This is a genomic window from Paenibacillus sp. FSL R10-2782 (assembly GCF_038592985.1).
Lineage (GTDB): Bacteria > Bacillota > Bacilli > Paenibacillales > Paenibacillaceae > Paenibacillus > Paenibacillus terrae_C.
This window is the reverse complement of the sequence record NZ_CP151951.1, coordinates 504,552-529,152: the sequence shown is the minus strand read 5'-3', so window position 1 is coordinate 529,152 and position 24,601 is coordinate 504,552. Positions and strand designations below refer to the sequence as shown.

18 protein-coding genes and 2 riboswitches are annotated in these 24,601 nt (G+C 46.4%); of the genes, 12 read left to right on the top strand and 6 right to left on the bottom strand.

All coding sequences use genetic code 11. The features are described 5' to 3' along the window. Positions 1-53: 53 nt before the first annotated feature. From NST83_RS02380 to NST83_RS02370, 3 genes are all read right to left on the bottom strand, one after another. Positions 54-254, bottom strand: a complete 201-nt coding sequence (locus tag NST83_RS02380; RefSeq protein WP_342416425.1) for a copper ion binding protein — start codon at positions 252-254, stop codon at positions 54-56. 57 nt (positions 255-311) lie between these two features. After that, entirely contained in the window at positions 312-662 is a 351-nt protein-coding gene (locus tag NST83_RS02375) for a metal-sensitive transcriptional regulator (protein ID WP_137061346.1), read from the bottom strand. Positions 663-774: 112 nt separating this feature from the next. After that, on the bottom strand, positions 775-2,010 hold the full coding sequence (locus NST83_RS02370; RefSeq protein WP_342416424.1) for a multidrug effflux MFS transporter: 1,236 nt from the start codon (positions 2,008-2,010) through the stop codon (positions 775-777). Between the two features lie 203 nt (positions 2,011-2,213). On the opposite strand from NST83_RS02370, the gene NST83_RS02365 reads away from it, so the two are divergent. The 5 genes from NST83_RS02365 to NST83_RS02345 all read left to right on the top strand — a co-directional run bounded on the left by NST83_RS02365 (position 2,214) and on the right by NST83_RS02345 (position 9,165). Continuing rightward, complete coding sequence (locus tag NST83_RS02365) at positions 2,214-2,807, top strand: DUF5317 domain-containing protein (protein ID WP_342416423.1); 594 nt, start codon at positions 2,214-2,216, stop codon at positions 2,805-2,807. 283 nt (positions 2,808-3,090) lie between these two features. Beyond that, positions 3,091-4,929, top strand: a complete 1,839-nt coding sequence (locus tag NST83_RS02360) for a diguanylate cyclase (RefSeq protein ID WP_342416422.1) — start codon at positions 3,091-3,093, stop codon at positions 4,927-4,929. Positions 4,930-5,192: 263 nt separating this feature from the next. Further along, the gene (locus NST83_RS02355) at positions 5,193-6,914 is read left to right on the top strand and encodes a copper resistance protein CopC (protein WP_342416421.1); all 1,722 of its coding nucleotides are present in this window, start codon (positions 5,193-5,195) and stop codon (positions 6,912-6,914) included. A gap of 48 nt (positions 6,915-6,962) precedes the next feature. Continuing rightward, positions 6,963-7,712, top strand: coding sequence for a YcnI family protein (locus NST83_RS02350; protein WP_342416420.1), 750 nt, complete (start codon positions 6,963-6,965; stop codon positions 7,710-7,712). Between the two features lie 205 nt (positions 7,713-7,917). Further along, complete coding sequence (locus NST83_RS02345; RefSeq protein WP_342416419.1) at positions 7,918-9,165, top strand: stalk domain-containing protein; 1,248 nt, start codon at positions 7,918-7,920, stop codon at positions 9,163-9,165. A 125-nt stretch (positions 9,166-9,290) separates the two neighbouring features. Here the strand turns inward: NST83_RS02345 and NST83_RS02340 are convergent, their stop codons facing one another. Next, positions 9,291-9,674: a helix-turn-helix domain-containing protein gene (locus NST83_RS02340; protein ID WP_137061339.1), complete on the bottom strand. Its 384-nt coding sequence runs from the start codon at positions 9,672-9,674 to the stop codon at positions 9,291-9,293. A gap of 187 nt (positions 9,675-9,861) precedes the next feature. Between NST83_RS02340 and NST83_RS02335 the strand changes: the two genes are divergently transcribed. After that, positions 9,862-10,536: an NAD(P)H-dependent oxidoreductase gene (locus tag NST83_RS02335; RefSeq protein ID WP_342416418.1), complete on the top strand. Its 675-nt coding sequence runs from the start codon at positions 9,862-9,864 to the stop codon at positions 10,534-10,536. Positions 10,537-10,853: 317 nt separating this feature from the next. On the opposite strand, the gene NST83_RS02330 is transcribed toward NST83_RS02335, so the two are convergent. Both NST83_RS02330 and NST83_RS02325 read right to left on the bottom strand, forming a co-directional pair. Then, the gene (locus NST83_RS02330; protein ID WP_342416417.1) at positions 10,854-11,261 is read right to left on the bottom strand and encodes a TIGR02328 family protein; all 408 of its coding nucleotides are present in this window, start codon (positions 11,259-11,261) and stop codon (positions 10,854-10,856) included. Between the two features lie 40 nt (positions 11,262-11,301). Then, entirely contained in the window at positions 11,302-12,558 is a 1,257-nt protein-coding gene (locus NST83_RS02325; protein ID WP_342416416.1) for a DUF445 domain-containing protein, read from the bottom strand. A 707-nt stretch (positions 12,559-13,265) separates the two neighbouring features. Here NST83_RS02325 and NST83_RS02320 point away from each other — a divergent pair. The 6 genes from NST83_RS02320 to NST83_RS02295 all read left to right on the top strand — a co-directional run bounded on the left by NST83_RS02320 (position 13,266) and on the right by NST83_RS02295 (position 24,519). Further along, entirely contained in the window at positions 13,266-14,153 is an 888-nt protein-coding gene (locus NST83_RS02320) for an AraC family transcriptional regulator (RefSeq protein WP_342416415.1), read from the top strand. A 99-nt stretch (positions 14,154-14,252) separates the two neighbouring features. Beyond that, a riboswitch (cyclic di-GMP riboswitch) is annotated at positions 14,253-14,333 on the top strand. A gap of 42 nt (positions 14,334-14,375) precedes the next feature. Beyond that, a riboswitch (cyclic di-GMP riboswitch) is annotated at positions 14,376-14,458 on the top strand. Between the two features lie 13 nt (positions 14,459-14,471). After that, entirely contained in the window at positions 14,472-15,278 is an 807-nt protein-coding gene (locus NST83_RS02315) for a transglutaminase-like domain-containing protein (RefSeq protein WP_342416414.1), read from the top strand. Positions 15,279-15,491: 213 nt separating this feature from the next. Then, positions 15,492-19,211 carry a collagen binding domain-containing protein gene (locus tag NST83_RS02310; RefSeq protein ID WP_342416413.1) on the top strand — a complete coding sequence of 1,240 codons (3,720 nt, stop codon included), beginning with the start codon at positions 15,492-15,494 and terminating at the stop codon, positions 19,209-19,211. A gap of 103 nt (positions 19,212-19,314) precedes the next feature. Beyond that, a complete protein-coding gene (locus NST83_RS02305; RefSeq protein ID WP_137061332.1) occupies positions 19,315-19,941 on the top strand; it encodes a class D sortase in 627 nt (208 codons plus the stop codon). Between the two features lie 206 nt (positions 19,942-20,147). Continuing rightward, complete coding sequence (locus tag NST83_RS02300; protein ID WP_342416412.1) at positions 20,148-23,738, top strand: collagen binding domain-containing protein; 3,591 nt, start codon at positions 20,148-20,150, stop codon at positions 23,736-23,738. Between the two features lie 55 nt (positions 23,739-23,793). Further along, positions 23,794-24,519 carry a GGDEF domain-containing protein gene (locus tag NST83_RS02295; RefSeq protein WP_342416411.1) on the top strand — a complete coding sequence of 242 codons (726 nt, stop codon included), beginning with the start codon at positions 23,794-23,796 and terminating at the stop codon, positions 24,517-24,519. The last annotated feature ends 82 nt before the right edge of the window (positions 24,520-24,601 follow it).

Here is a 24,601-nt window from a genome sequence, read left to right as displayed (position 1 = left end):
TTTACGGAAGCTTCTCCTTTAAAACAAGTCTTTTTACGCATTAAACATCCATCTTAAACGACGTCATAGCCTTGGTCTTCAATTACGGTTTTCAACGCTTCAACGTTCAGCTTGGACTCATCGTATTCTACAGCTACTTGTTTCGCTTCAAGACTGACCTTGCCAGAAGCGCCCACTTTCTCCAAAGCTCCTTCTACTGCCTTCACGCAATGATTGCAGCTCATGCCTTCTACGTTCAATGTTACTTGTGCCATTGTGTTTCCTCCTCCTGGATACTTCGTGTACCCGATTCATGTGTATGGATATTGCTCTTAACGGATCAGCTTCTTGACCGTAACCAGCAGCTCATCAATCACTTCCGGCTCTCCGGCCTGCATGCGCTCAATGACACAGCTTTTCATATGCCCTTCCAGCAGCAGCTTGCCGACACCATTCAGGGCGGACTGGACAGCCGCAATCTGGTTCAGCACATCGTCACAGTAGGTATCCTTCTCGATCAAGCCCTTGATTCCTCGAACCTGACCTTCAATACGGTTCAATCGGGATGTAAGACTGTTTTTGAATTCTGCCGAGTGATGACTTTTTCTGACGGCCTTTTCCCCCTCTGTTCCACAATGAGCCTCATGGACTTCAGCGTTGGAAACAGGTTGCTCCTTAGCCATACATCAGCCTCCTGTGTTGTGTATATGCATTCATGCATTTGTTAATATGCTTCTAGCATAATATACCCCTACGGGGTATGTCAACCTTCCAGAAAAATGTCACCTGTTTGCCTTATTTCTGGCCTTCGCGCGCCCTTCCTTGGGCAAGCACCATAAAGCTTAACAACGCACCGACTTCCGCTATAGCGATGACGATAGCCATTGGTATAGGCGTTGTTCCACTGCCCAGACCCACCAGCGGCGAAGCGATGGAGCCAAGCAACAGAGGCAGCAAGCCGAGCATGGCGGACGCACTGCCTGCGGAGCGCTGCTGGCTTTGCATTGCCAATGAAGTGGTGGTGGTACTCACGATCCCGACGCAGGAAACAACAAAGAATAGCGGAACTAGAACAGCAAACAGTCGACCTCCGGTAAAAGCCACAGTAAGCAAGCTAATTCCGGCTACAGCCGCAATCACCAGACCCGATAAGAGCAACTGCCGTTCGCTGAAACGGCCGACAAGCCTCCCGGTCAATTGAGAAAACAGTACAATCCCCAAACCATTCACCGCGAAAATAATACTGTATGTCTGAGGTGAAACCCCGAAAATATCCTGAAGCACGAACGGTGAGCCAGCGATGTACGCAAACATGGCTCCTGTAATGAGCGCCTGCGAGAAGGCGTATCCCATAAAGCGCCGATCCGTAAAAAGATGACCAAGTGTACGAAGCGTCTGCTCCAAACCACCCGACGAACGGCGGCTGACAGGCAGTGTTTCCGGTAGCCCCAACACGACGGCAATTAACATAGCCACCCCGACTACGCAAAGCACCATGAACACACCACGCCAGGATACAAAATTCAACAGAACACCGCCCAGTACAGGAGCAGCAATCGGAGCCACACCGTTCACAAGCATGAGCAGTGAAAAGAAGCGTGTCAGCTCTTTGCCCGAATATAGATCACGCGCAACGGCTCTGGAGATGACAATCCCCGCAGACCCGGTAAGCCCCTGAATAAAACGCAGCCCGATCAGCACGCTGATACTCGGCGCAAACACGCATAACAGCGACGCGGCGGCGTACAGGATAAGCGACACTACAAGCGGTCCTCTACGTCCTCTTACATCGCTCAACGGGCCCGCCACGATCTGACCTACGGCCAGACCCAGCAAGCAGGCGGTCAGACTGAGCTGCGCCAGCGAAGTCGTGGTATGCAGATTGTCAGCTAATGTTGGCAATGATGGCAAATACATATCTATGGACAAGGGTCCAAAGGCGCTCAATGATCCCAGAACAAAAGCAATCCATAAAATCCGGGATTTGGTCATATCTGCGGCAACCATTACCCTATTGGAAAACCGATTCATAATAACAACCATCCTTTTCTGAAAAATATGAAATATCACTGCAATATATCATGATATCACTCCTTTCGCCCCACTTCGAACAATTACACGCTAATCCGCAATTTTTTTTCGAAACTGCTACATATCAGGCAGGAATTTACCAATTTAAGGTCGAATCATACCTTAACCAAAACAAAAAAATTTGCGAAAACTGGAGAATAGCCATGGTCTATGATGGAGTGCTGCTTGGTCTCATTGTAGGTCTGTTCCGAGGGGGCTGGCGACAGGGTTTAATTCGTTTCAGTCAAATTCGACTCATAGCTGGCTGGATGTTTCCTGTGCTGCTACTGGTGCAGTTCATTATTTTTTATGCTCAGGAAAAATGGGCCTGGCTTGCGTCCATAAACGGGTATCTGTTTATGGGCATCTATGCCGTTGGATTGATTTTTCTCTGGCTGAACAGGCACCACAAGGGATTCAAGCTTATTTTAATCGGAGTCCTGTTGAATTTTGTCGTCATGGCGGTCAATGGCGGCAGGATGCCAGTCTCGTTGAGCGCTTCTGAGGTGCTAGGCCCTTATTATACGGAAATGCTTAAATCTGGAAGTGTTATCTCAAAGCATTACATGATGGATGCGGGTACACGTTTATCATTTTTGGGTGATATTATTCCGCTCTCCAAGCCTTATCCACGTACGCAGGTGATTAGTATTGGAGATGTCGTCATGAACTTCGGGATGTTCCTGTTTATCCAAAGCGTCATGGTCGTGAACAAGAAGAAGGGTAATCAGCAAGAAATCAATCCCCGCCACGCCTAGTGCGTACCTTATTCCAAGGAAGGGAGGGAACCCTATGAAAAACTTGAAATATTCCCGTGTGATTATCAACGCTATTATCGTCGCTTCTGTCGTAATCGCTTTGACTTCCGGTTACAAAATCGGAGGCTAATTACCGATAAGGAAAAGGGAAGCACAGGCTCAACAAAACAGGCTGGATTCCGGCCTGTTTTTTCATGTGAAATTTTCGATTACAAAATTGTAAATTATCCCATTTACCCCCTGGTAGCTTTGACATCAAGATACGACAAGGCAGGAGAATGAAATGATGAGTATAATAAAAAAGCTGCAAGAACGGGTTAGCGCGACGGGATTATACGTTTTTCTCATATGTATGGCAGGCTTAGGCATCCTCTTGTATACGAACCATTGGTCCTTTATGCACTATTCGCCTACAGAGTGGGTCACGATCTACTCCCTGCTGGGAGCAGTTCTGATTTTGGAGCATTTTACCTTCCAACTGCCGCCAGCCAGTAACAAGCAATCGATGGACTCCTCCGTCTATCTCGCTTGTATTTTTGTACATGGTACTGAAATCGCTATGCTCATTTTATTGTTCAATGTACTCATTGCCGCAATCCGATATAGAGAACTGTCCTGGTGGAAGCACGCCGCCAATTTTTCCATCTATGCGCTCTCCATTTTCCTGTCGTCTGTCGTCTTTGAGCTTAGCGGCGGTACGCAGGGAGGCTTGAACGATGAGCATTTTACTGCCTACCTGCTGGCATTGTTCTGCTACTTTACAGTGAATACCATTACACTGGGTCTCTACTTTTATATTGCTTACAAAGGCTCTCTCAATGAGCTAAAAAAGGCTTTTCTCGCTGAATCCCTGCTTGTCTACTTATGCACACTCATCCTGTCTCTCGTACTGACCACACTGATTTACTACAACGGTATTTTAGGGCTTCTGCTGTTCCTTGCACTAAGTATGCTGCTATCCCACGCGTTCAAGCAGTTGTTTACGATGTACCGGAAAATTGAAGAAAAAGCCAACATGGACCGCAGAACAGGGCTGTACAATCACAGTTATTTTGAAAATGCACTCGAAACCGAGCTGAATATAGCCAGATCCCAGAATACGCCTCTCAGCCTTGCCCTGATTGATATTGATGATTTCAAAAAGTACAACGATCATTTCGGTCACCTGAAAGGCGATCAGCTGTTGGGATTCCTCGGAGAGATTCTCAAAAAGGAAACTTCCGGCACCAATATTATCGTCTCCCGCTATGGCGGAGAAGAATTCACGCTACTAATGCCTGACCATACCGCCGAGCAAGCCTATGAAACGGTCAATGCCATCCGAAAAAGACTGAATGATTCCCGCTACGAGGGAGTGGAAATTTTCCCCCACGGCTGCTTGTCCTTCTCCGCAGGCATTGCACAAAGCCGCATCGACATCTACGACAGATCACAGCTGGTCGATCTGGCAGATAAAGCGCTGTACTACGCCAAGAAGCAGGGGAAAAATATCGTTCACACACATGGCAGTTTAAATGAACTGGAACGTGAAGTCGATCTGGGACAGGACATTCGTGATATTGAGCAGCAGCTTAATCTGTTTTTGTACAAGGATATTAATACCTTCAAGCATTCCAAACGGGTATTCAGATATGCAGCAGATATGAGCGAGGTGCTTCAGCTCGGCCCGGAGGATAAACGGCGGTTTATATTGGGTGCTCTCATTCATGACATTGGCAAGCTGGAAATTCCGTGGAATATTCTCAATAAAAAAGAAAAGCTGTCCTGTGAGGAATGGACGATGGTGCAAGCACATGTCGTGTGGGGCAAACGAATTATCGAGGCCAACGAACGATTCGCAGATCTGGTTCCTTTTGTGGAGCTGCATCATGAACGCTATGACGGGGGAGGCTATCCGTTCGGCTTTAAGGGTGAGCAAATTCCCCGGCTGTGCCGGATGTTGACGATTATCGACTCTTTTGATGCGATGACAACTGAACGCCCTTATCAACCCACCAAAACGTTTGAGGAGGCCATTGAAGAACTGCGAGCCTGCTCGGGTAGCCAATTCGATCCCGAACTAACGGCTATTTTTATCCACTATATTCAACATAAGCAACCTGCTTTCATGGATTCCGTGTAAACAGGCATATCATTCCCCACAAGCTCTTTCTCATTGCCCCTGCCGCCAGAAATCGCCCGGATTTCTACATCGGTAGGGGTTTTCATATGAATAGCACATGCAAAATGCTATTTATTTCAAATTTCATATAAATGTCATAATTCGCTCCATCTATTCACGCTGTATGTACTATGATTAAGATAAGGATTGGGTTTGTCCGTATAAAATGTTACAAATGAGGATATCCTCGCTTCAAATAATCGAGAGAAGGTGACTTCACAGGCATGTTGTACCTGTCCAGACCAGCCCGTGCGGCTTGTCTTCTATTGCTGTGTCTACCACTTCTTATCCTGTTTCCTCGCTCATCATGGGCCCATGCCTTTGTCGTTGAATCCAGTCCGACTGAAAATCAGGTTTTGGACAAGTCGCCTTCACAGGTGATCATCACCTTCAATGAGGATCTGCAGTCTGCCTTTATGTCGATCAAAGTGACCGATGAAACAGGTAAGCGAGTCGATACAGGAAAAGCACAGCTCAACCCGGAGCACAAAGCCACCATGGAAATCAAACTGATTCCGGGGATGAAAAATGGAATTTATACCGTTAATTGGAGAGCCTTATCGGCGGACGGACATCCGGTCAACGGAGTGATTCCATTCCAGGTCGGCAACGGTTCCAATGCGTATACGGACCCTGCGGCCGCCACATCCGAAGGATCGGGGGTATCGCGGCTTGACCTCATTGCTACCCGCTGGTTGCTGTATATAGGACTGTCGTTGCTTTTGGGAGCTCTCTGTTTTGGGCTGTTCATCCTGCCAGGAACGAATCTAAGCAAGGACACAAGTGAGCGGCAGAAACATGATCATCAGACAGGCATCACGTTACCACGCTGGTCCGCACTGCTATGGAGCGGCTACGGCATCACGTCTGTCGCCACCCTGATCAGTCTGCCGCTTCAGGCATCCTGGGATGCCGGGGTTTCTATCGGGCAGGGCTTTTCGTTCCCGATTCTTGGAGAAGCCCTCCAGTTCACGGGGGCGGGACAAATCTGGTTTATCCAGATGATTCTCGTGCTGGTGCTGAGCGTAGCACTGATTTACGCGCTGGATCACAGCATCTCCAACCGCCAGCGTCGTCTCTGGAGCTACGGCTCCATCGTCCTGACGCTAAGCCTCATGCTGTCCAAGGCCTTTGTCGGCCATGCGGCGGCGGCTACCCATCCGGCTCCAGCCATCGCAGCGGACTTCGTCCATCTGGCCGCGGCAGCCTTCTGGATCGGCTCACTTGCCGTCATGGCGTTGTGCCTGCCTGCTGCCGGTCCAGAGCTGCCCGTGTCCGAGCGGGCAGCTTTGCGGCAAGCGGCCCTGCGCCGCTTTGCCGGCTGGGGCATTGCCATGGTGGCGGCGCTGCTCGCCACCGGCATGTATGGAGCCGTGCTGTACGTCCCGGCTCCCTCCATGCTGCTGAACACGTCCTACGGACTCGTTCTGCTCGGGAAAGCAGCGCTGCTGCTGGTCATGCTGGCCTTCGCGGCCAGCCAGTTTCGCAGCGCACGGCAAGCGGCGGCAGCCAAGCGTGCCGCCGGGGGCTTGCGCATCGAGCTGTCCATCGGCCTACTCGTGCTGCTGCTGGCAGCGGTGCTTACCCACCTGTCACCCGGTCAGGCACCTGCGGTTCCGTTTGAGGAAACTCGCACCGCAGGCGAATATAACGTCACACTGGCGGTTAGCCCAAATGCGGTGGGTAGTAACGAATTTAAGGTTACTGTTCAGGATGCCAAAGGAGCCAACGTTACCGGAATCCAACAGGTCGCATTGACACTCGTTCCAGAAGCTCCTGACAAAACCCGGCAGGAATTCGTTCTGCCTGTGGGACAGCTTCAGCCATTCCGTAGTCAGGAACTGATGACCGCCGAAGGAACATGGACTGTAAAGGTACATGCTCTGACCGCATCCTTGGATGCAGTTGACGCCGAATTTACTCTGCATGTCAGCCCAGTAAAATAACCTAGGACACGTAATTACAAATCTTTCAAACTAAAGGAGCTTATTTATATGAATACAACCCTTCAAACAGTGAAATTCAGATTTTCCAGGCTTGCGACCTCCATGGGTCTGATTGCAGCAGGTGCTTTACTTTTTGCGAGTATGGCCAGTGCACACGTGACGGTCAAGCCTTCCGTTTCACAGCCTAACGCCTGGGAAACGTACACGTTGAAAGTGCCTGTAGAAAAAAACATTCCAACCACCAAAGTGGCTTTGAAAATTCCGAAAGAAGTCGTTTTCAAGCAGTATGAGCCTGTACCGGATTGGAAAGTATCAACCGAAAAAGACAGCTCCGGCAAAGTAACCACTGTTACCTGGACGACCGACAAAGATGGCATCCAGGCGGGGCAGTATCAGCGCTTCAGCTTCGTGGCACAAAATGCGAACCAGAATACTGAAGCCGCATGGAACGCTTTCCAATATTACAGTGACGGAAGTATCGTGGAATGGACAGGCGATGAAGGAAGCAACAATCCGCATTCCATTACAAAAATCACGGCTGATGCCACCTCCGAAGCTTCGGCACCTACGGCAGATCATGGGCATGATTCGGCTGGTGCAGCCGCAGGCCATACGAGTTCAGACACAGCTAAGGATAGCAGCAATCCTGCGTCCGCTTCGAATAATGCTACCGAAGCCGCCCCTGCCGCTGCTGCCCCTGCCAGCTCTGCTGCACAAACGACAGCACTCATTCTCTCGATCATCGCAGTCGTGCTTGGTGCAGCAGCCGTCGGTATTGCGCTCAAACGTCGTAAATAAGCTTCAATTGAAAAAAGCAAAAAGCTGGCACCTGTAAAAAGGTGTCAGCTTCTTTTTTATGAAAAATAACGATTTACATATTGGGTTTCATCTCATCCTATTCATTTCACATTTACCTATCTATCATTTTTTTTGGTAAAATGGTAGACACCTCACGATTCTAACATGATAGCTTTGTAATCTATGATGCATAGGAGAGTATAAGATGAAAATCGTAAATAAGGCTCTGTTATCCAGCGCCATCTTTCTGAGTGCCGCAGCAGGTATCTATAGCCCGTCTGCGCAGGCAGAAGCGGGGCAGGTCAGCATTGTGCTGGACGGATATCCGTTACCGTTCCCCGTACAGCCCGCAATGATGAACGGCACGACCATGGTCCCCTTTCGTGCTATTTCTGAGGCTCTTGGCATTACGGTGAAATGGGATCAAGCCAGCCAAAGCATTACCGCTACCAAATCACAGAACTCTGTAACCAAGCAGGTGATGCTGAAAATGGGTAGCCGCAATGCGACCGTCGACGGGCAAACGGTGCAACTAACAGCCGCACCCCAAACCGTGCGTGGCAGCACAATGATTCCGTTAGGCTTTTTCGGGCAGCAGTTCGGAGCCACGGTCAACTGGAATCAGGAAACGCGGACAGTATCCATTACATCGCCGCGTGAGCCTATGTATACGGTGGGATTTTACGCGCTATCTTCCTTCGACCAAAAATCCAAAATACCGGATTTTAACGCGGTAGCCTTCGGCTGGAGCCGAATTGATGCGAACGGACAATTTACGACCAGCGGCAAGGAATACAAATGGCCTCAAGCCGCTGGCACCGTGACACCAGAGTCCATTGTACAGGAGGCAGACAGTCAGGGGACTTCCCCTTACCTGATGGTCTATTCTGGAGACGGCAATCACGAGCTGACCAAAGTTTTGGAAAATGCACAGCTTCAGGAGCAGACGATTTCCCAAATCGTCAGCACCGCCACCGACAAGCAGTTCAAGGGCATTACGCTGGATCTGGAGGGACTGGGCTGGAGCGGAGATAAAGCCAAGGCGCGTTCAGACTACAACGCCTTCATCCAAAAGCTGTCGGCCAAAGCGCATCAGGCTGGACTCAAGCTCACCGTCGTCCTGCACCCGCTGAACAGCTCTTACTCAGGTTACGACTACAAGACGCTGGGTAATCTGGCGGACGATCTGATCATCATGGCTTATGATTACGGACAAAAAGCAACGCCTGAGCCACTCGATAAAGTGGACGAAGCCATTCGACTGGCTTTGAAGGAAACCTCGCGGGACAAGCTGATTCTAGGCATCTCTATGGGTAGCGAAAAAGACAGCACCGTCAACGCCAAGATCGGTCTGGCCAAACGTTATGACCTGAAAGGCATCGCCATCTGGCGACTGGGCATCATTGGAGAAACCGCCTGGACGCAGATGAACCAATCCATCGAGTTTAAATAATCCAGAATAACTAGGTTTACATTTTATAAAAATAACCCCGCCCTTATTCCGCCCGCTGATGAATTTCATGCGTCTTCCATGCGAAGCTCCATGAGTTCATCAGCGGGCTTTCCTCATTTCACACCTCAACCAGAAGGCTTCCCGCACTTGGAATTGGCCGCTACGGGCTCACAGGTCTGTTCCCCATAGAAGACACCCCAGTCTCTCATAAAATCCAGCAACGGTCTCAACGTATCGCCCAACGGGGTAAGCGAGTATTCCACATGCGGCGGATTCTCGTTATAGATTTCACGGTGTACGATACCGTCACGTTCCAGCTCACGCAGTTGCAAGGTCAGCATACGCTGCGTAATATTGGGCAAGGTCCGTCGAATTTCGTTATACCGGCGCGGTCCCGTGGTCAAATGATATAAAATGACCCCTTTCCATTTGCCGCCGATAACCCCTACGGTTTTCGCTACCGGACATCCAAAGTTCACGCTAACTGTATTTTCCATCTCTTGCGTCATGGTTTCCCCTTCCTTCTGCCGATGATAGACCGAAGTCTCCAGCCTTATGACAAGGAACAAATATGTGCGTACTTGTTCCTGCGAAAAACTTTTTATATGATGACTATACATTCGATATCAGCTCTCATTATAGTAGCAGAAAATAAATGGAGCACCAACTTAACCCAAACCGGAAGGAGTAGACTTCATGTCTAATACATCAGCTAAAAAACAGGAAATTCTGGATGCCTTTCTGTTCAGACATGCCACCAAGGAATTCGATCCTGATCGCATCATACCGGAGGAAGATTTTCAATTTATTCTCGAAACCGGACGACTTTCCCCAAGCTCCGTCGGCTTTGAGCCGTGGCGATTTTTGGTCGTACAAAATCAGGCATTGAGAGAAAAGCTGGCTGCGGTTTCAAGCGGGGGCCAAAAACAGATTCCTGCTGCCAGCCATGTTGTCCTGATTTTGGCACGCAAGGATGTTCGTTATGATTCCCCGTATGTGGAGTATATGTATAAAGAGATTAAAGGGATGTCTGAGGAAGACTTTGCCTCCCTGCCGGGCCGATATAAAATCTTTCAGGGTGAAAATCAACGCCTGCTGGAAAACGAACGTACGTTATTCGACTGGGCTTCCAAGCAGACTTATATCGCCTTGGGCAATATGATGACGGCAGCGGCTCAGATCGGCATTGATTCCTGCCCGATTGAGGGATTTAACTACGAACAGGTGCATGCCATTTTAGAGGAAGAAGGACTGCTGGAGGACGGACAACTGGATATTTCGGTCATTGCTACCTTCGGTTATCGCGCTCATGAACCCAAGCGTGAAAAATCCAGACTGCCGCTGGAACAGGTCACACGCTGGATTCTGTAACTAATTATCCCCCTATTAGACAATGACACTGGAACATAAAAAAATAACAAACAGGCGGGCTTGCAGCAGTTCATCTTAATGATGAATATGCCACAGCCCGCCTGTTTCATGTGATCCTAATGATTCATTAAATTTTTCTCTATTTCGAAACTTTTGTTTATATCTGGAGCTAGGTTATCATATATAATGGTACCCCTTTTTTGGCCTCTGGATATTCCTGTCCTTGATAATAATGAAACCACAGCATACGGAAACCAGTGATCACAAACACAAATAACACCGTAATCAGGAATATTTTTCATTTAGTCATCATGTACTTATACATTCGATCCATTTCTTAAATTTCCTGTACCGTTCTCCGTGATCAGAATGCCCTTGGAGGCCAGATTATCCAGGCACTCCTTCATATAAGCATCGTCATGCTCCGCATACGCTCCGACAGCTTCCAGTTCCTCGCCAAGCTCTGTCGCCCACGGTTCGCACTTCTTGCCGCGATACAACGGCTGCTCCCATAGCGGATCAACGTTGTAACCGCGACTTTTCATTTCGTCCATGACGAGCTTATGGTAGCGGACGAGCATCATCGGGTGATAGTCGAACACATAATTAACCGTAGCATGTCGCTTTCCCCACCCGTTCCCACGCAGTGCACAGCACTCACGATGCTGCCCCAGCAGTTGCGACCGCGGCAGCTTGTCGATCAACTCTTCGTGCCAAAGCCTCATGCTTCCACAACCTTATCTGTAGCATTTTTTCTCTAATGAATCAACCGATCAGCATACGGATACCTGTCAGGACAATACCGATCAGAAAGCCCGTAACCGCGCCGTTAATACGTATCCACTGCAAGTCCTGCCCCAGCTTGTCCTCCATCAGAGCAATCAGTGAATCGTTATCCATTTTATCTATATTTTCACGTACCAGATTACCAATCCGACTGTGGTTGGCTTCCACCAGCCCGGTAATGCCTGCCACAATTCTAGAATTGATCTTGTCCAGCAGCTCGGTATTCCCTCTCAAATCAGCCAGCATTCGATCCAGTAGCGGAAAAATATAGGTCGGCACATAGCGGCCGTCTTCCATATAGTCCAATAAGCGTACGCGCAGCTCTTCCATCTTATGAAGCACCGACGCATCGCCTTCCCATGTATCCACAAGATTGTTTTTCCAGCTATTCAATCCTTCCTGAACCGAATCTTTCGTCGCCAGACGGGTCAGTTGTGTTTCCAGACCATCCAGCACGGCCTGACGGTGTGGATGTTCTTCCCTTTTCAGCTCCGCGACCTGATCCAGCAGGAAGTGACGAATCATTTCACCCATGCGCTCTTCGTTCAAATAGCCAAGGAACGCATTCAGAGCAAATTGCATCAGCCCACTCACTTGCAAACCGCTAATAGCCTGCATACCCAAGGTACCCAGTGTGTAGCCCGTTTCTGGCTTCAAAAGCCAGGACTCAGCCTGCTCCAGCGAGTAATCCAGCGCGCGGCGGTCATAGCCCTTCTTACCGGTTTGACGGACAAGCGCCTCCAGCAGCGGTCCGGCGTCGAAGTCTGTCACTTGCCGCTTGAGTTCGACTGCAATTACCGGGGCCAACTCCGCAAGCGGAAGCGACCGAACCAGTCGTTTGGCGAGAACATCTATGGATGCGGCCGCTTCCAGCGTGTGCATTCCCTTTTCCACACCGCCCAGCATCAAATCAGCCAGCCGGATATCGGCAATTTTAGATGCGATACTGTCTTTGTTAAGTAGGTTATTTTCCACCGTACTCACCAAGGCACTCGTCAGCTTGCCCCTGTTCTTGGGAAGAAGCGCCGTGTGCGGAATCGGAATGCCCAGCGGGTGACGGAACAATGCGGTGACAGCGAACCAGTCTGCCAGTCCTCCGACAAGTCCTGCCTCGAAAGCACCTGCTAACAACCGAGCCCAGCCATATTGCTGAAAAGGCAACGTAGCTGCAAAGCCTGCTCCCAAAATAACGAGCGACCAAGCCGCTGCGGTTTTCGTATTTTTTGGTTTTTCCATCCTATAATCCTCCAAACTGACTGTCGAGTAAGTAAAGCCCTATATCTGTATTACCCATCATATCATTGCCCGTATAAATTCCAAAGCTAATAACACTCTATCTCTTAACAGAGTAGAAAATCACGCAAATAAGTGAATGCACTTTTTGTATGATTTTGTACTTTTATGCTGTTATTTATCATACAATTAACATATATTAACAATGCACAAATCAGCATAAAAAAAATTCATATATCTCCCTTGTGCGCCTACATATTTGTGAACAAAATCACAACATTGGACCCAATCTAATTTTTTCCATGATAAGCCTAATGAACTATTTCGCTAGAACAAAGACCCATTTTTTTTAAAACGAAAGGATATGCGCGATGGAAGGTGGAATGGGCATAGAATACCTTTAGTATCCTTTCCTGGAGTTTATCCCAGAAATGAATTGAACCCATGGCATCTCCGAATTTTTTCAACATGATTTATCTTTTTCGTAGGAATAAATGAGTTAAACTATGGAGGAAACGGGGCTGTATACACCATAATAGTACACCTGAATTAAAATGGGAAATAATTCAAAATATTATTCGCTACATGCATTTATGTGATGTGATAAAATAAAACCGTATAAATAGGAAATCATGTGCAAACCACCATTTAGTTTGTTAAACAAACAGCCATTAGCTTGATAAATTTGCTCTTTTGTAAAGGAATTGGATATGACAACAGACCAAAAAAACAACGGGAATGGCATCCCTTGGAGCAGCGATCCAGTAATCATTGCACGTACTCCCTCCGCTTTTGCCAAGAAATCCCTTTTTTATATACAGGAAATAGGTTATTTCAAAAAAACATCTGCTTATGCCATGGAACGGAAGGAGCTTACTTCGTTCTTGCTCGTTTTTACGTTATCAGGACAAGGGGAATTGCTGTACCGGGAGAAAAAATACATATTGAAGCCTCATGATATGTTTTTCGTTAGTTGTGAGGAATACGTACAGTACAGCACCGCTGGTCATGAAGCATGGGAGTTTATCAGTGTAAATGTGTACGGCAATCTGATCGACAATTTCTATGAACAATTTGCCAAACACAACAAGCCTGTAATAACACTCAACGATCCATGCATCATATTGGACAAGCTGCGTTCCCTGTTATGCGTACAATCTGACAGAACTCTCTCTGCTGAGCTGTTTACATCCAGACTCATCGGTGAGTTGCTGACGTATATTTTGCAGCACCCGTACGATCATCCGTATGTAAACCAGGATACGATCACCGAGATACGCAAGGTTCAGCAATATTTGGATCGATCCTACAGTGAACGAATTACGCTGGATTCTCTGGCAGACATGTTTGAGTTAAACAAATTCAATCTCGCTAAAAACTTCAAGAAACAGATCGGATTTTCTCCTATTGATTATCTCATTAATGTCCGCATCACAGCGGCTCAAGGCTGGCTCAAAACCAGTGACGAATCCATTGTGGATATCGCACGGTTTGTAGGTATTCCCAACACCAGCCACTTTATCAACCTGTTCAAGGAACATGTCGGAGAAACCCCACATTCCTTCCGCAAAAAATGGGGGAATCGAACCAAACTATAATCTCATCTATCCAATGACTTTGTCGAAAAACAGAGAAAAACCGAGATTGTGCTTGCCTGATCGGGAGCCCAACTGATAGAATGATAGATATAGACTGTTCAGGATAAATGGCAAACCTGTCGAAAGCCAGGGACGCAAAGCTACAGGGCCTTCTTTTTAAGATGGCAGCCAGCTACCGGTTGGAGAGGCTTTTTGTCGTGTCTTTTTTTCCTAAAAAACTTTATACGATAATAGCAAACCTGTCGAAAGGCAGGGACGCAAAGCTATAGGGCCTTCTTTTTTTAGATGGCAGCCTGGCCGCCGAAAGGAAGTTTTTCTATGAGGAAAATGTCGTTTTTTTTACTAATTTTAGTTTTTTTGTTATCCATCCCCCTACATACGACAGCATTTGCTGCCGAAAGTCAGGCATGGCTGAATCAAAACAACGTAAACCGCGGTATTGTTAGTATACGTTATCCTGTCAACTCCAATGTCAAAACCAAGATCGTAATTACCAAGGATGCGGAGAAATACTCTTATTATCTGAATTCGAGCAAACCTGAGGAAGCATTCGCTCTTCAAATGGGCAATGGCAGTTATAACATTCGCTTATTGGAACAGCTAACTGGCAATCAGTATAATGTGATAGGTGAAGAAACAGTCCAGTTAAATTTGAACGACAGTAAAACCATATACCTCAATTCTGTTCAAAATATTGACTGGAGCGATACAAATCAGGCGATTCGGAAGGCCAGAGAATTAACCAAGGGTGCCACGACAGATGATGAAAAGGTGAAACGTATTTACGAGTATGTTATTAGTCATATTAAATACGATTCCAACCAGTCCTTCACCCTATCAACTGACTATCTTCCACAAATTGATCGCACACTGGTTGCGCAAAAAGACATTTGCTATGGATATGCTTCACTGTTCGCCGCCATGCTTCGAAGTGTGGATGTTCCAACCAAGCTGGTTATGGGTGAATCCTCCTATGTGAAAACCTACCACGCCTGGAATGAAGTCAATATCAACAATCAATGGGTTATCATTGACACTACAGTAGATGCCGCTCTAAAAGACGGAAAACAGAAGTTTGCAATGGCCAAAGAGCCCTCCAAATATACAAAAACAAAACAATATTAATTTTTTTATAGTAAGCCCTGATCACTGCGATCAGGGCTTTTTTCTATTCTTGTTGAGAAATTGTTGAGATAAGGAAGGTATTGTATACCTAGTCAGTCATTTAAAAACTAACGTGTTGAATATACTATTTCCGGGACAAAAAAAGAGGGGGGAACCAAAACCGCCCGGGTACTTTCCATAATAATATGATGAATAGGAGACTTACTTAAGAGTATGAGAACAAAAATAAATGTAACGATCATTGTACTATTGCTTATTTTCCAAAGCTTTTTTAGTGCAGCGCTGGCTTACGCAGACACTTCAACCACGGCTGTATCAGATAGCGCTGTAAGCGATCCTGCGAATACAGTTATGGGAGATGTATACGGTATTCCAAACCCTGAACCATTAGAGGCACCTCCCAGCATAGCTCCTATGATTCAGGCAGCGGCCAGCTCAGTTCAAGTAGACAATATTTTAACCAAGCTGATCTTGACGGATGAAACTGGCCGTATCATTGATGCTGTGGATAATCCTGGCGTCCGTGTGGATATTGGCGCGGCAGTCCAGCTGAGCTATGAATGGGAGATTCCGGACAATCAGTATAAAGAAGGAGATATCTTCACCTTTAACTTGCCGGAACAATTTGAAATTTACACAGATATCTCATCTCCGTTAATTTCAACAGATGGAGAGGTTGGTACCTTTACGGTAGATCGCCAAGGGAAAGTCATTATGACCTTTAACGATTACGTAGAGAATCATTCCAACGTAAGCGGAAAACTGCAAGTAAAAACCGAGTTCAGTAAGGAAGTTGCAAAGGGCAGCACAGAAGTCATTATTGCGACTCCAATTAAGATTGGGGTACAAACATCCATCGTCAACATCAAACCCGCTTCTGGGCCCCCAATAAGCAAACAAGGAAAAGCTAACGGCAAAAACAAGATTGACTGGGCCATTAATGTGAATACACAATTGGACACCGTAAAGAATGCGATCGTAACAGACCCGACTCCTCAAGGGCTGGAGCTGCTGCGAGACACCTTCCAATTGTATAATCTGCAAGTCAATATTGACGGCTCGACGGTAGTTAAGGACCAAATCAGCGAGGATAAGTATACGCTCGAACCAGATCAAGCCGGTACGGGCTTTGTTATTCGTTTTAAAGACGCGAGCATTAGCCAAGCCTATCAGATTCAATATTCCACAGATATTACAAGTGACGAAACCCGTTTCTCCAACACAGCTACTTTTTCGGGAGACTCTATGAATGGTGTCTCTGCTACCGCTACCGTACAGGTTGATCGCGGAGAATTTTTGTCCAAGAAGGTGGAAAGCTACGATCCTGTTACACAAACGGTATCTTGGGTGATCAAGTACAACTTCAGCGAAAAGAAAATACCTGCCGACAAAGCCTTGTTAAGTGATCGGTTCAACAATAGTCAGGTATGGCTTCCCGCTTCACTTGAAATATACAAAGACGACACTCAAGAGGTACTTCCATCCTCAGAATATACCGTCTCTCCGGTTACGAATGATCTGGACAGCAACGGTTTTGATCTCCAATTCAACTCCGATGTAGATACAGCCTATACCATTCGTTATCAAACGAAAGCCAAAGAACGTGTATACCAAGATGATAAGGTAACGAACCGTGTGACTTCGGGTGGAGTCTCTAAGGATGCCACCGCACAACTTAAAAGTGGAATTATTATTAAAGAATCCAAGGAGCCGAACTACAACGCAAAATTCATACCTTGGGTTATTACCATCAATGAAGATCTATATACTATGAACGATATCGTCATCAAGGATGTATTTCCCAACGACGGCTTGGCCTTGTTGCCGAACACTTTGAAAATCCAATCCGCTGACGGAAAAACGGAGCTTCAAGCTCCCGCAGATTATGAGCTTATTCCGTTATCATCGGATTATAAGCAAGGGTTTAGTATCATTTTCCATGCACCAATTCAAGATACTTATACGATCAAATATTCAACTACATTCAATAATGACTGGAAAAAAGATACGAAAAAACCTGAGTTCTGGAATAAATCCATCATTGAATGGCAGCAGGACGGAGATTCAAAATCTGCAGAAGCAGACGCCCGGGTCTTTCCAGACATCATGACGCAGCAGAATGGAGCCAAGCAAGGAAGCTACAATGCCAGCTCCAAACACATTACATGGGACATTAAGGCCAACTATAACCGTAAGACCCTGAAACAACCGGAAATAAAAGATCCATTGCTGCAAGGCCAGAAGCTACTGCCAAACTCCGTTAAAGTGTACGACATGACACTGACTGGATCGAGGAATGGCGTGGAAAAGGGCTCCGAATTATCAGCAGACCAGTACACATTTATTCTTCCATCCGAACAAAATGGCAACACGTTGCGTATCCAATTTAAAAATCAGATCCAAACCCCATATTGGATTACGTTCCAAACGACGCTAGAAGGAGAACTTATTGAAAGAGAAATCCGCAATAAGGCCCTTTTTCTGGATGGAGAAAATATAATTTCAGAATGGTCAGCCCAAGTAACCTTACCTCACGGTGGAGAATATGTTTCTAAAAGCGGCAGCCAGAACGGAAATAAAATCAACTGGCAAATCCGTATAAATGAAGGACAGTCTCAAGTAACAAATGCTAAAATTGTGGATCATCCCAGCAGCAATCAGATTCTGATCGAGAATTCTTTTCATCTGTATTCAACTGTGGTGTCTGAAAACGGGAAGGTTACCAAGAGTACCGAGCTAACCAGGGATCGTGATTACAAGCTCATTTTCAAGCCAGATGCTCAAGGTCAGGAAACTTTTGAGCTTGCTTTTACGAGGGAGATTTCCTCCGCCTTTATCCTGGAATATCAAGCGTTCATTGATGCAGCTGACAAAGAAAAGGTGAGTAACAAAGTATCTTTCGAAGGGGATCGCTTAACGACAGAACAGAAGGAGACGAATCAAGAAATTATTGTGCGGACTTCTTCCGGCTCCAGTTCAGGCAGTGGTATTAAAGAAAGCCTCGAAATTACAAAGGTTGATCAGGATGAGCCTGATAAGGTACTGCCTGGAGCAAAATTCGCGCTCTATGATAAAGCGGAGAAAAGAGCCCCAATCATTCAAACTACCAATGCGGAAGGGAAGATTGTGTTCTCTGCATTGCTCCATGATGATTACATCTTGGAAGAGCTTGTAGCTCCCCAAGGCTATAAATTAATGGATAGTAAGCTTGAAATCAAAATAGACGATACGATCAAACAAAGCGCCGGCATAAAGAAGGTTGTGGTAACCAACCAAAAAGAAAACAATACAGATCCAGGTACACCTACTAATCCGGGTACGCCTGGTACACCTACTAATCCAGGCACGCCTGGTACACCTACCAACCCAGGTACGCCTGGTACACCTACCAACCCAGGTACGCCTGGTACACCTACCAACCCAGGTACGCCTGGTACACCTACCAACCCAGGTACGCCTACCAGCCCGGGGGGATCAGGTAAAAAACGTGACAAAGATTCTGAAACAACAACTACGCCGTCTATATCCGTTCCTTTAGTGGACAATAAAGAACAGACTGTGGATGGTGAGAGCCCGGTATTAGATAGCATCGTGCCTGAATCTACCCCTGACAAAAAACAGACGGATGATGATGGGGGCCTGCCAACGGGTGGTATTGTGCCTGAATCTACACCTGCACCGAAAGTAAAACCGAAATTACCAATCATTAAACCTAATAAGGAACCTAATCCTCCCGTGGAAAGTGATGACGACTCTCTGCCTCGTGGTGGAATCAAAGTTCCTGCTGATGTACAGAAAGATCCGAATGTTTCACCATTGGCAAATAAATTGCCACAAACGGGAGAAAACAGCCCTGCTCCCTTCTATTTAACAGGTCTAGCTATGATCATTTGCGGCGTGTATCTGAAATATAGACGGATGGGCAAAAAATAAAAATAATCATACCCTCCCTTTCTCAGACTACACTAAATGAGAAAGGGGGGATTTTTAAAATCAGTACGCGATACACCTTACATATGTTAGGGAGGTTTTTAGATTGCGTAAGTTATCATACTTGTTCATCGCCTTGGGAATACTCATTATTTTGTTTCCTAAAGCCAATGAATGGAACGAAGATCGGAAGCAGAGCGAGCTTTTGAAAGAGGCCGAAGTACTGAACCCTAGCATTATCGACGGCTATAAGCGCTTGTCCAGCAAACTTGCAGAAAACACGGGCACCGAAACCACACGAGGTCCTTCGGTACCCGCAAATGAACCAGACCCTAAGCAACTCCCCATTGCCACCATTAGCATTAATCGTATTGATTTGAAGCTTCCTGTGCTGGAGGGTGCAACTCGGGATAATATGAGGCACGCATCTGTACATATGTCGGAAACGGCAGCTCTGGGCCAGACAGGAAATGCCGCCATAGCAGCCCACCGTGCGCGTACAGCAGGACGTTTATTTAATCGGCTGAACGAGGTAAAGATTGGAGATAAAATCATGATTAATACCAAGGGTGAACAATATAGTTATACAGTCTATAAAATTTCGATTGTCGCTCCTACAGACGTCTCCGTTCTGAAAAGCTTTGAAAATCAAAAGCTGCTCACATTAATTACATGTGACCCTCTTGTAAATCCGACACATCGCCTCATTGTTCAGGCCCGACAAAGCACCTAAAGCTGGATCTGTTCGCCATATCCGAACACCCTTCGCTACTTAGATTAACTTACACTCATTTGCAGCATTAGGGGTTATCTCTATTTCATTGGACAGACTCTTAGTCCGTTGAATATATTACTTCCGGGAAAGAAGGAGGGATGCTATAAACGCCCGGACATGAATACAATATACAGTAATCTTTAGAAAGGAGACTTAAATAGAGTATGAGAAAAAAATGGAATGTAATGATTATTGCATTATTACTCATTTTACAAAGCTTTTTTGGCATCACACAAGCTTATGCTCAAATCCCTGCCCCGGAGCAGCCGGAGATTGCCGGAACCGAGACAGGGCAAAACGTTACAAATGATGTATATGATATCGTAGTACCCGAAACAGAACCAGTCATAGAACCAGAACAACAGAAGCCTCCTTCCCTACCAGCTCCTGTTGTTCAGGCAGCGGCCGCCACAAATTCTGAAGAAGCCGCTCAAGCGAGTATTTTAACGAAACTTACCCTGACCGATGCGACCGGCCAAGTGATTGATGCGGTATACAATCCCGATAGTCGCTTGGACATTGGCGATGCAGTCCATCTCATTTATGACTGGGAGCTTCCCAACAATACGTACAAAGCTGGAGACACTTTTACCTTTCAATTGCCCGAGCAATTTGAAATCTACACAGATATCTCCTCTCCTTTGGTTACGACAGATGGAAATGTTGGCCATTTCACGGTAGACCGCCAAGGCAAAGTGGTCATGACTTTTAACGATTACGTGGAGAGCCATTCCAATGTCAGCGGAAAACTGGAGGTTAAGACCGAGTTCAGCAAACAAATAGAAAAAGGCAGTACAGAGGTCATTATCGCCATTCCGATCAAGGGTGGCGTACAAACAGCAGTCGTAAATATTAAGCCTGCGGCAGGCCCTGCCCTAGATAAGCAGGGGAAAGCCAATGGAACCCGTCAGATTGATTGGACAATTGACGTAAATAAACAATTGGATACGGTTCAACATGCTGTAGTCACCGACCCGACTCCCCAAGGATTGGAGCTGGTAAGGGATTCTATCCGGTTATACCATTTACAAATCAACGTGGATGGTTCAACCTTGCTGCGTGATCCGGTGGATAGGGATAAGTATACGCTGGAAGCCGATTCGGCTGGTACCGGCTTCATCATCCGTTTTAAAGATGAGAACATCCGCAGCGCATACCGGATCCAATACTCCACTAACATCACCAGCGAAGAATCCCGTTTTTCCAACACAGCCACTTTTTTAGGCAGCAATACGAAAGAAGCTTCTGCAACAGCTACAGTAACTGTTCAACGCGGCGAATTTTTGTCCAAAAAAGTGGAGCAATACGACCCGGTTACTCAAACGGTATCCTGGGCGATCAAGTATAATTTTGGCGAAAAGAAAATTCCCGCCGAGAAAGCCATGTTAGCTGACCGCTTCAACAAAAGCCAGCAGCTCGTGGCCAGTTCACTTAAAGTGTACAAAGGAGCTACTTCTGAGGAACTTTCATCCTCTGAATATACCGTCTCACTGGTTAGCAATGAAACGGCGAACGGCTTCGATTTACGCTTCAACTCCGATGTGGAGGCAGCATACACGATCCGTTATCAAACCAAAGCGATAGATCGTGTACTTAAAAATGAACGGATAACGAATACCGTAACGTCTGATGGAGTAACCAAAGATACCACCACTGATCTAAAAAGCGGGGTCATTGTCAAAGGCTTCAAGGAACCGAACTACAACACAAAAACGATTCCCTGGGTTATTGCCATCAATACGGATAAATACACGATGAATCAGGTTGTGATCAACGATACGTTTCCGAATGGCGGTCTGGCTCTCTTACCGGATACATTAAAGATCCAAAGCGCGGACGGAAAATTAACACTAACATCACCAGCAGATTATGAACTGATTCCTTTATCGCAAGACTATAAACAAGGATTCACGATACGTTTCCATAAAACAATCCAGGACGCGTATACCATCAGCTATTCAACAACATTTAACAATGAATGGAAAAAGGATACGAGCAAGCCGGAGTTCTGGAATAAAGCTTCCATCTCATGGGTGCAAAATGGAACACCCTACTCTGCTGAAGCCGAAGCCCGGCTATGGCCTGACAATCTGACACAGCAGAACGGTGCCAAGCAAGGCAGCTATAACGCTACCTCCAAGCACATCACATGGGACATCTTGACGAACTATAACCGTAAAACCCTGACTCAGGCTGAAATAAAGGATACGCTACAGCAAGGGCAAAAGCTGGTTCCCGGCTCTGTCAAAGTGTATGACATGACACTGCTTGGATGGTGGAATGGTGTGGAAAAGGGAACTGAACTGTCGGCAGACCAATACACCCTTGTTCTTCCCACCGCCGACAACGGTAATGAGTTGCGTATCCGTTTTAATGAACAGATCAACACTCCCTACTGGATCACTTTCCAGACCACCTTGGAGGGAGAGCTTATTGATAAAGAAATCAACAATAAAGCTCTGTTGATGGACGGAAAAAACATGATCTCCGAATGGACAGCCAAAGTAACTGTGCCTCATGGGGGAGAATACGTTACAAAAGCCGGTAGCCAGAACGGCAATAAGATTGACTGGCAGATTCGGATCAATGAAGGGCAATCTTATGTCTCCAACGCCAAAATCGTGGATACACCCAGCAGCAATCAAATCCTGATTGAAGATTCCTTTCATTTGTATTCCACCAAAGTATCAGCCAACGGAGAGGCTGCCAAAGGCACTGAATTAGTCAAGGATCAGGATTATAAGCTGAAAATTACGACAAACGATCAAGGTCAGCAATCCTTTGAGCTTGGCTTCACACAGGCCATTTCATCCGGCTATATTTTGGAATATCAATCTTTTATTCAAGCGGATGATAAAGCGAAAGTGAGTAACAGCGTCTATTTTGAGGGCGACCGCTTAACTACGGAGCTGAGAGAAACCAGTAAAGAAATCATCGTGCGGACTTCCTCTGGTTCAGGTTCAGGGGGAGGCATAACAGGAAGCCTGGAAGTGACCAAGGTTGACCAGGATCATCCTGACAAGGTGTTGCCTGGAGCACGCTTTGCACTCTATGATAAGAACCAAAAAAGAGCCCCGCTCATTCAAACTACCAATGCAGACGGGAAAATTTTGTTCAATTCATTGCTGTATGATGAATATATTCTGGAGGAGCTTGCGGCTCCAGCAGGCTATAAAATAACAGCCTCGAAGACAGCGGTCAAAATAGACGCGACGGTTAAACTAAGCTCGGGTATTAAGCAGATCGTGGTGACCAATGAAAAAGAGACCCCTGTTGATCCGGGTAAACCTACCGATCCGGAAACGCCTACGAATCCAGGGACGCCTACAAATCCGGGTTCAGGTAAAAAGCACGATAAAGATCCTGAGCCTACAGAAACGCCGAATGTACCCGTTAAGCCAGTAACCAATGAGCCACAGATCGTTGAAGATGAAGATGTGCCATTGGGTGTTCCAGAGATTGAACAGCCTCCTGCAGAACCCGATGCGCTGCCGGAATCGCCAGAAATGGATCCTCCTCAGAAATCATCTCCACCTGTAGAGATTGAAGATGAACCCATACCCAAAGGAGGCATCAAGTTCCCTGTTGAGGACCCCGAGGACCCAAGTGATCCAGGTCGTACTCCGCAGGTAAATAAATTACCGCAGACAGGAGAAAACAGTCCTGCTCCCTTCTATTTGAGCGGAATGTCTTTCATTCTTCTGGGTGCCTATTTGAAATACAGACGGATGCATAAAAATAAAAGAATGAAATAATCAAGCAATCCCCTTTCTCGGCTTACACAAAGCGAGGAAGGGGTACTATCATGATATGGGTGGTGACATGAACTTGAATTTAGCTCAAAACTCCTACATGCTCTTATGTTTATTGATCTTAAACCTGATCGTATGGACATGCCTTGGGATTTTTTTAAGATCTGTATTTGTGGAAAGAACTATGCTAAGGAAACTTGCTTACCAAGACCCTGTAACAGGTTTGTTCAATCGGAATGCGCTCAACCACTTTTGGCAGCAATATAAAGGCAAAGAAAGCACCGCTATTTTATACATTGACCTGGACGGCTTCAAAGCCATTAATGATGCTTATGGGCACAAGGTTGGCGATATGCTGCTACGTGAAGTTAGCCTTCATCTGCTACAAGTCATGAATGCGAACCAAAAGGCTTTTCGAATTGGAGGGGATGAATTTTTACTCATTATAAAAAATTTTGATTCCGATCAGGTAAAAATTTTAGCGCAGCTCCTCCTAAGAAAAATCAGCAGCGCCTACAGCATTCATGGACACAGACTATCTGTCACGGGAAGTATTGGCATTAGTTCGAACCCATCCCAGAAGGGCGATTTACAGATATTAGTCAAAGAGGCGGATGTTGCCATGTACTATGCCAAACGAATGGGAAGAAATCGTTATGCCGTGTATTCCAAGATTAGCCGGAAACAGAGCAGTTCATACAACACTACACGGATCAAAAACCTCGCAAAAGACATTCGAAAGCGCCATAATGTCCATGCCAAAAAACAACCTGCACCTCTATAAGCCAGGAAACAATCCAAACCCAGCTGAGAATATAAATCAGGCGGGTCATTCCTGTTGATTTAAGGAACACACCCGCCAATAA

Coding starts and splice junctions, on each gene's coding strand:
- NST83_RS02340 (WP_137061339.1), bottom strand. CDS start 9,674: ATGACGCAAGAGATGGAAAATACAGTTAGCGTGAACTTTGGATGTCCG.
- NST83_RS02325 (WP_342416416.1), bottom strand. CDS start 12,558: ATGGAAAAACCAAAAAATACGAAAACCGCAGCGGCTTGGTCGCTCGTT.
- NST83_RS02365 (WP_342416423.1), top strand. CDS start 2,214: ATGGTCTATGATGGAGTGCTGCTTGGTCTCATTGTAGGTCTGTTCCGA.
- NST83_RS02300 (WP_342416412.1), top strand. CDS start 20,148: ATGAGAAAAAAATGGAATGTAATGATTATTGCATTATTACTCATTTTA.
- NST83_RS02295 (WP_342416411.1), top strand. CDS start 23,794: ATGGGTGGTGACATGAACTTGAATTTAGCTCAAAACTCCTACATGCTC.
- NST83_RS02335 (WP_342416418.1), top strand. CDS start 9,862: ATGTCTAATACATCAGCTAAAAAACAGGAAATTCTGGATGCCTTTCTG.
- NST83_RS02350 (WP_342416420.1), top strand. CDS start 6,963: ATGAATACAACCCTTCAAACAGTGAAATTCAGATTTTCCAGGCTTGCG.
- NST83_RS02320 (WP_342416415.1), top strand. CDS start 13,266: ATGACAACAGACCAAAAAAACAACGGGAATGGCATCCCTTGGAGCAGC.
- NST83_RS02315 (WP_342416414.1), top strand. CDS start 14,472: ATGAGGAAAATGTCGTTTTTTTTACTAATTTTAGTTTTTTTGTTATCC.
- NST83_RS02375 (WP_137061346.1), bottom strand. CDS start 662: ATGGCTAAGGAGCAACCTGTTTCCAACGCTGAAGTCCATGAGGCTCAT.
- NST83_RS02330 (WP_342416417.1), bottom strand. CDS start 11,261: ATGAGGCTTTGGCACGAAGAGTTGATCGACAAGCTGCCGCGGTCGCAA.
- NST83_RS02370 (WP_342416424.1), bottom strand. CDS start 2,010: ATGAATCGGTTTTCCAATAGGGTAATGGTTGCCGCAGATATGACCAAA.
- NST83_RS02345 (WP_342416419.1), top strand. CDS start 7,918: ATGAAAATCGTAAATAAGGCTCTGTTATCCAGCGCCATCTTTCTGAGT.
- NST83_RS02355 (WP_342416421.1), top strand. CDS start 5,193: ATGTTGTACCTGTCCAGACCAGCCCGTGCGGCTTGTCTTCTATTGCTG.
- NST83_RS02310 (WP_342416413.1), top strand. CDS start 15,492: ATGAGAACAAAAATAAATGTAACGATCATTGTACTATTGCTTATTTTC.
- NST83_RS02380 (WP_342416425.1), bottom strand. CDS start 254: ATGGCACAAGTAACATTGAACGTAGAAGGCATGAGCTGCAATCATTGC.
- NST83_RS02360 (WP_342416422.1), top strand. CDS start 3,091: ATGATGAGTATAATAAAAAAGCTGCAAGAACGGGTTAGCGCGACGGGA.